The organism is Rickettsia australis str. Phillips, assembly GCF_000273745.1.
Lineage (GTDB): Bacteria > Pseudomonadota > Alphaproteobacteria > Rickettsiales > Rickettsiaceae > Rickettsia > Rickettsia australis.
Window position 1 is genome coordinate 23,604 of record NZ_AKVZ01000001.1, and the last position, 6,924, is coordinate 30,527.

The window sequence follows — 6,924 nt, forward strand, 5'->3', positions numbered from 1 at the left end:
ATAGAGTGCGTTCTTATATTTATAATAATTTAATAGAAAAGCTAGGGAATGATAAAGGAAATTTTGTAGCTGCGATATTACTCGTTAAGACAAAAGGTTTAAACAGGCAAATAATGCAGGATATGAGGCAAAGCGGTAGATCACGCGTGCTTTGCGTTTCAGGTTTGCATTTATCTTTAGTTGTGATGATTATTTTCCTTATTACAAGATTTTTATTAAATCTCTCAAATTATTTGGCATATAATTTCAATATAAAATTAATCTCTGCTTATTGTTCACTAATAGGAAGTTTTGGTTATTTAGAGCTAAGCGGTATGCAAATTACAGCAACTAGAGCATTTATTACTGCTGCAATCTTTATTTACGGTATTATTATCGGACGCTCTTGCTTTCCTCTTCGTTCACTTGCAATTGCAGCTTTTATAATATTATCGTTAAATCCCGAATATATTTTTCATCCAAGTTTGCAATTATCTTTTATCGCCGTATTATCGTTACAGGTTCCGAGTTTTACTTAAAAAAATTCTTGGTTAATTGGGGAAAATAAAGGCATTTTTGGAGCAGTAAATTTTATATGGCTTCAAATATTCATTCAAGCCTCTTAGCAAGTATTATAACAGCTCCGGTGGTAATTAATCAATTCTTCATATTTTCCACTTACTCAGTACCGGATAACCTCATTGTTGTTCCAATAACATCATTTTTTCTTATGCCGCTTGCTTTACTATCTCTGCCTTTTACTATGATTGGGTTTGATATCTATATATTAATTATCATAGGATTTTTTATTGAAATAATCATAAAATCAGCTGCCTATTTTAATAGCTTACCGGGAGCTGTATGGTATTTCGGTGATATTACCAATTTCAGCATATTACTTTTTTATTCGGTTTTTTTTTGGATTTGTATATGGAAAACCTCGTGGCGTTTGCTTGCTCTTGTAATTATTGATAATATCTTTTATATTTATGTTCTACTCTCCAAAGCCGGAATTAATATTTGACACAAATCATATGGCAATAGGCATTAAAGACAAAGACGACAAGCTTATAATTGATGCTGATAAAATGCCTACATTTAATAGAACTTATTGGGCTACTTGGTTCGGACAAAAAGGTAATATGGTGTTACCTTTAAAAGATAATGTTTTCATAACTAATCACGGACAGGAAATTGTCATTAATAATAATCATCATTGTGAAAAAGCCAAAATTCATATCAATCTCAATTACAAAGCTAAATGCCACGGGAGCTTAATAACGATTAATCACGATTTTTAAAAAAAAGCCCTGTTATACTTATCTTTTGCAATAAAAAGGAATGTACGGTAAAATCTACTCGAGGTCATCCCCGCGTAGGCAGGGATCCCTAGGCTAAAGCGAGATAAATCGAGCTTTTTAAAAGCTTTAAAATACTAGATTCCCGCCTACGCGGGAATGACATAAAGGAATGAGTGGATGACCCTAGGGTCTTTTTAAAAACTACCCGATACTATAGGTAAAATCAAATAATGCAAGTTATACATACAACTTTAAAAATCCCTTCAAAAGGATATAAAAAAATCTTGAGCCTTTTAAATAAAAAAGGACAAGCAAGACTTATTGGCGGCTGCGTACGAGATGCGTTACTTGAAAAAAGCAGTTATGATATCGATATAGCTACTAATTTAATACCGGATGAAGTAACAAATATTTTATTGAAAGCTAATATCAAAACTATCCAGACCGGTTTAAAATTTGGTACGATTACGGCTATTTTAAATAAGGAGAAATTTGAGATTACAACTCTTAGAAAAGATATCGAATGCAACGGTAGACATGCCAAAGTAGTATTCACCGACGATTTTGCCGAAGATGCTGCAAGACGAGATTTTACTATTAATGCTTTAAGCTATTGCCCCTTTAAGAATGAGATATATGATTATTTTGAAGGATTTAAGGATTTGCAGCAGGAAAATGTTGTATTTATAGGGGAAGCTCTAGATAGAATTAAAGAAGATTACTTACGAATCCTACGCTTTTTTCGGTTTTCTAGCTATTATGCGAATCAACTTGATGACGACATCTTTAAAGCATGTAAAGCTTTAAAAGACGGCTTAAAAACTTTATCACGAGAGCGAATTAAAAGTGAAATGGATAAAATTATCGTTTCAAAAAGAGCAGCACAAATTTTAAAAGCTATGTTTGAAATAGGAATATTAGAACTAATATTCTCTATCCAAAATTATGAAATAAAATTTTTTGAGCAATCTAAAGCATTAGAATTAGCAACTAATTATGCTTTATTACTATATAATTTAAAAAACATAAATTCAAAGCTTCTTCTCGATTGGAAATTCGCAAGACAGGAAGTAATACAAATATTATCGATAATCAACTTTTTAAATGACGCTGAATGTGATATAAAAAAAATTTGGTTTGAAAAGAAGAACTATAAGGAATATTTATTAGCAGCTAGCATAATCGGTAAATTAAACCATTCACAAGTAAAAGAATTTATCCATAAATATGATGCATTATTACGTCCGAAATTCCAAGTAAACGGTAATGACTTACTAAATATGAATATAGAAAAAAAAGAGATAGGAGCAAAACTAGAATATCTAAAAAATTTTTGGATAGAGCAGGATTTCAAGCCTAGTAAATTGGAGTTGTTGGAAAAGTTATGAAGATTAAGATTTATAATATACTTCTAATGTCATCCCGCGACTTGATCGCGGGATCCAAAAAAATGGATACCGTGGTCAAGCCACGGTATGACATCGGAAAGATTCTAACTTTACTATTCCTTACATTCTTCAGCCTTACTAGCTACGCTAAACCTAAGATAGTTGTAAGTATTACGCCAATTGCTAGTATTGTTTCGATGCTTGTTAAGGATAAAGCTGATATCGAGAGTTTAGCAGTAAACAATGATTGCCCTCATCACCATAATATAAAGCCAAGTGATCTTGCTAAAGTTAAAAATGCCGATATAGCAATTTATATTAATGAACAATTTGACAGTTTTGCCGAGAAATTAATTGATAATCATAGCAAAAATATTATTAAAATCAGTAATATTAAATCTTTAACCACTATAAAAGATAATTGGCATATTTGGCTTGATCTTAATAATACTGCAATTTTACTACAGGAATTTGCACGCATATTTAGTGAAAATTTTCCTGAGCTACAAGAAGATATTAATAATAACCTTTCAGCAGCACTTAAAGAATTAAGCAAGCTACAAGAAATTAAAAATAATGAATTTGCAACGATAAAAGAAGTAGTTTTATTAAGTGATAGTAGCGAGTATTTTTTTCTTAATACTAATATTAAAACTGCAAAATTATATAGTGAAAGTCAAAAAAGCCTACGATATATAAGCAAGTTAGAAGATTTAATTAAAGAGTCTAATAACAAATGTCTTATTTTAAGTAACGAACAAAATTCACGATTATACGACAAATTAAACGCTAAAATAATAATATTAAATAGCGAAAACTGGAATATTCAGAATATTCATTCAAACACTTTTCAGAACCAATATTTACAAATGATTAATCAAGTTAAAAAATGCATACGCTAAATAATGAGGAAGAGACAAAAAAACTTGCAAAACTCTTTGCACAAAGCTTAAAGCCAAATGATATAGTTTTACTTAACGGTGACCTTGGAGCAGGTAAAACATTTTTTTGTCGTGAAATTATTAAACATTTTTGCGGTGAAAATACGAGCATTATAAGCCCGACTTTTAACTTACTGCAAACATATAAAGCATCTAACTTTACTATCTATCACTATGACCTGTATCGTCTTAAATCACCTGAAGAAATTTACGAACTTGGATTTGAAGAGGCATTAAACGGCAATTTAATTTTAATAGAATGGTCTGAAATTATTAAGCATTTACTCACGCAGCCTTTAATCGAAGTAAATCTAGAAGTATTAGACGAAAACAAACGTTTGTGTAGCATTATAACAAATTCGTCAGAATCTTCCCTTATTGATTGTTTACAAGCTTCTCCGTTATTTGGTACAAAACTTGATATTCAAAGAGATAAAAGCCCTACTAGAAAAGTTAAGTTATAGTCTATTACTTTACACAGTCTAATATATTATTTAAAAAATCTTTACTCTCTTTCTCTAATAAAAAACCGCTTTTACTTTCATTTTTTGCCTGCATTTTCCAATACATATCTTCAAGCTGATTAAATTTCTCATATTCTTCAGGTGATATAAGAAGTTTGCCGTATTTATTTATAATTACTGGTGATTTTACTGCTTGAGTCATTGATGCTCCAATTTTAATATCTAGCTAATCAATTGTCATGTAATAAAAACCCCTTTTCAATAGGAAGTAACTTTAATTCCGGTAACATCGGCATAATTAAATCTATTCCGGCTTTTTCGTTACTATTACCGTGTACTAATATAAAAGAGCCGTCTTGAACTTTTTCGCCTTTAGCAAGCCATGCATTGCTGCCAAGCGGAATAAATCCTAAATCTTTTAGCTTTTCTATTAATGTTTGATCAGAAACTAATCCTGGGAAACGAAAGAAAGGCGACGGAGCAATATTATAACTTACTAATATTTCCCCTGCTTCTAATACTTCATTTTCAAAATCATCTTTATTGGAAAGAAGAAAATTATCTTCAAGAGGTTTATCTTTAAAGTAAGGATGGCTAAATGAATGATTAACCCATGTTATTTGTAAATAACCGTTTTCTTGTTGCTTTAATAACCATAAGAACTCTTCTGTATGCTTATTAAGCCATAAGCCTGAAACACATATAGCAATCGGAATAGGTTTATTTAGTTTGCTCGATAATTCTATAAGCTTTTTAAAAAAATCTTCTTCAAAGCTTTTGGAAGAAGGACACATATCAATCGTCAAGAACTGCCCTTTTACTTTATACATGCTACTCGTAGCACCGTAATTTTGTAACATATAAGGTGCAGAGTTATATTTATTTAAAGCTTTAATATACGGCGTTTTATTTAATTTTTTTAGAAGATTTGCTTTTTCTGTTTTATTCGTAGGTAAAATTACTAGCTCTTGTAGGGTTAGCTCAGTTTTAAAAGAATTTGGATCTACTAAAACGAAATATAATTTTTCATTATTTAAATAAGAACGAATAGCGATTTTTATTCTTTTATTCTCAGCAATTACAGGCAAAAATACTGGTTTATAATCAGTTATAATCGCTGCTTTTTCATCCGCATAACTTAAATTAAAAAACAATATTATAAAAATAAAACTTAAAATTCTTTTCATTTATTCATCTACATAACGCTCGTATAAAATTCTGCAATTTTCTCTTTTACCTCTGCAGGGTCGTTCATCAAATTAACGGCACCTCTAAACTCTGCTGAATTTGGTAAACCGCTACTATACCAACCAATATGCTTACGAGCAATAGGTACGCCCACAGATTCGCCGTAATAATCAAGTATTGCCTCATAATGCTCGGTTACGATATCTAGCTGCTCTACTATAGATGGAGCAGGTTTTCCTTCACCGGTTTTAAGGTAATGATCAATTTGTGAAATAATCCAAGGTTTGCCGTATGCTCCTCTACCGACCATAATACCGTCTGCACCGGATTTTTGCAGGGCTTCTTTTGCTTTAGCAAAATTAGTGATGTCACCGTTAGCAATAACCGGAATTTTTACTGCTTCTTTAACTGATCGTATAAAATCCCAATCGGCATTACCGGAGTAAAACTGACATCTCGTTCTACCGTGAACGGTGACCATTTGAATCCCTGAGTTTTCAGCAATTTTAGCCAAAGTCGGAGCGTTTTTCGTATTATCATCCCACCCCATACGCATTTTAACCGTTATTGGAATCTTCACCGCTTTAACGGTAGCTTCAAAAATCTTAGCTGCCAGCTGTTCATCCCTCATTAGAGCCGAACCTGCATAACCGCCTACTACTTTTTTCGCCGGACAGCCGAAATTAAGATCGATAATTTTTGCTCCCATATCCTCGTTCATTTTAGCAGCTTCAGCTATTACATTCGGCTCACAGCCGGCTAGCTGCACGCATGCACTTGTCGGATCGTCATGCATGATAGCACATTTTTGCATTGACTGCCTAGATTTCACAACCATTGCCCGACTTGCTATCATCTCAGAGACTACAAGCCCTGCACCAAATCTTTTTACCAATTTTCTAAATTCTAAGTCCGTAATATCAGACATTGGAGCAAGAATTACATTTGAAGAAAGTTCTATATTACCGATTTTGATCATAAAAAAACCGTTATAAAAATAAACGCTTATAATATCATAATTAGTATTTTTGTCTAATATTACTAATTAAGAATAGACAAAAGATGATTAATCTATTATAAGCTTATTGTTGTATTTGACTTTTCAGTCATTGTGAGGAGCGAAGCGCGACGCGTCAATCCAGAAAAAGATTAAAAAAATTCTGATTTACAGAATTTTTTAACTGGGTTGCTTCGTCGAATTACTGCGTAATTCTTCTCGCAATGACGGAAAAACGACTCCACTCAACAATGTCCGCTCTCAATGACTATTTAGGCATCCTCTGAATAAATGAAGAGTAGACGGAGTGTTATTTGGAAAAGAGCAAGGAGTTCACAAGACTAGGAATGCAGCGTGCTTATACGTGAGTACCGCAGTACTTGTAGAACGACGTAGCCAATTTTTCAAATAAAACGAGTATACATGGCCACGTAGCTCAGTCGGTAGAGCAAAGGACTGAAAATCCTTGTGTCGTTGGTTCAATTCCAACCGTGGCCACCACCACTCCTTAAACTTTAAATCCTGTTTTTATATCCTCGATTAAATATCTATTGTATTTCTAAACTTATTTTTATAATGTTAATGAAGTTTAATAAGAGTAAATTATGTTTGCAGATATAAAAGAATTTTTTGAAATAGAGTCTGATGAAGTATTATATGATAAAC

General features: G+C 32.2%; 7 protein-coding genes, 1 tRNA gene and 1 pseudogene. 6 read left to right on the top strand and 3 right to left on the bottom strand.

Translation table 11 applies throughout. The features are described 5' to 3' along the window. Nucleotides 1–122: 122 nt before the first annotated feature. The 5 genes and pseudogenes from A452_RS12680 (at nucleotide 123) to tsaE (ending at nucleotide 4,073) form a co-directional block, all read left to right on the top strand. A pseudogene (locus tag A452_RS12680) lies at nucleotides 123–1,003 on the top strand (ComEC/Rec2 family competence protein). A gap of 10 nt (nucleotides 1,004–1,013) precedes the next feature. Next, nucleotides 1,014–1,280 (top strand): hypothetical protein, encoded by a 267-nt coding sequence (locus tag A452_RS09185; protein WP_017208449.1) that lies wholly within the window; start codon nucleotides 1,014–1,016, stop codon nucleotides 1,278–1,280. A gap of 230 nt (nucleotides 1,281–1,510) precedes the next feature. Then, nucleotides 1,511–2,668, top strand: coding sequence for a CCA tRNA nucleotidyltransferase (locus A452_RS0100185; RefSeq protein WP_014412028.1), 1,158 nt, complete (start codon nucleotides 1,511–1,513; stop codon nucleotides 2,666–2,668). A gap of 62 nt (nucleotides 2,669–2,730) precedes the next feature. After that, nucleotides 2,731–3,570, top strand: a complete 840-nt coding sequence (locus tag A452_RS0100190) for a metal ABC transporter solute-binding protein, Zn/Mn family (RefSeq protein ID WP_014412027.1) — start codon at nucleotides 2,731–2,733, stop codon at nucleotides 3,568–3,570. After that, nucleotides 3,558–4,073 (top strand): tRNA (adenosine(37)-N6)-threonylcarbamoyltransferase complex ATPase subunit type 1 TsaE, encoded by a 516-nt coding sequence (gene tsaE, locus A452_RS0100195; protein ID WP_014412026.1) that lies wholly within the window; start codon nucleotides 3,558–3,560, stop codon nucleotides 4,071–4,073. The genes A452_RS0100190 and tsaE overlap by 13 nt, the downstream gene beginning before the upstream one ends. Before the next feature lie 4 nt (nucleotides 4,074–4,077). Here tsaE and A452_RS07740 read toward each other — a convergent pair whose 3' ends face one another. From A452_RS07740 to dusB, 3 genes are read right to left on the bottom strand one after another with little or no spacing between them, the layout of a single operon-like run. Next, nucleotides 4,078–4,275 (bottom strand): hypothetical protein, encoded by a 198-nt coding sequence (locus tag A452_RS07740; RefSeq protein ID WP_014412025.1) that lies wholly within the window; start codon nucleotides 4,273–4,275, stop codon nucleotides 4,078–4,080. 28 nt (nucleotides 4,276–4,303) lie between these two features. Further along, nucleotides 4,304–5,260, bottom strand: a complete 957-nt coding sequence (locus tag A452_RS0100205) for a polysaccharide deacetylase family protein (RefSeq protein WP_014412024.1) — start codon at nucleotides 5,258–5,260, stop codon at nucleotides 4,304–4,306. Between the two features lie 8 nt (nucleotides 5,261–5,268). Further along, nucleotides 5,269–6,240 carry a tRNA dihydrouridine synthase DusB gene (dusB, locus tag A452_RS0100210; protein ID WP_014412023.1) on the bottom strand — a complete coding sequence of 324 codons (972 nt, stop codon included), beginning with the start codon at nucleotides 6,238–6,240 and terminating at the stop codon, nucleotides 5,269–5,271. 443 nt (nucleotides 6,241–6,683) lie between these two features. On the opposite strand from dusB, the gene A452_RS0100215 reads away from it, so the two are divergent. Further along, nucleotides 6,684–6,759: transfer RNA gene (locus tag A452_RS0100215), tRNA-Phe, on the top strand. Nucleotides 6,760–6,924: the final 165 nt, after the last annotated feature.

What these genes read in the sequence shown, in the direction of transcription:
- A452_RS0100205 (WP_014412024.1), bottom strand. Translation starts at nt 5,260, where the DNA reads ATGAAAAGAATTTTAAGTTTTATTTTTATAATATTGTTTTTTAATTTA.
- A452_RS09185 (WP_017208449.1), top strand. Translation starts at nt 1,014, where the DNA reads ATGGCAATAGGCATTAAAGACAAAGACGACAAGCTTATAATTGATGCT.
- dusB (WP_014412023.1), bottom strand. Translation starts at nt 6,240, where the DNA reads ATGATCAAAATCGGTAATATAGAACTTTCTTCAAATGTAATTCTTGCT.
- A452_RS0100185 (WP_014412028.1), top strand. Translation starts at nt 1,511, where the DNA reads ATGCAAGTTATACATACAACTTTAAAAATCCCTTCAAAAGGATATAAA.
- tsaE (WP_014412026.1), top strand. Translation starts at nt 3,558, where the DNA reads ATGCATACGCTAAATAATGAGGAAGAGACAAAAAAACTTGCAAAACTC.
- A452_RS0100190 (WP_014412027.1), top strand. Translation starts at nt 2,731, where the DNA reads ATGGATACCGTGGTCAAGCCACGGTATGACATCGGAAAGATTCTAACT.
- A452_RS07740 (WP_014412025.1), bottom strand. Translation starts at nt 4,275, where the DNA reads ATGACTCAAGCAGTAAAATCACCAGTAATTATAAATAAATACGGCAAA.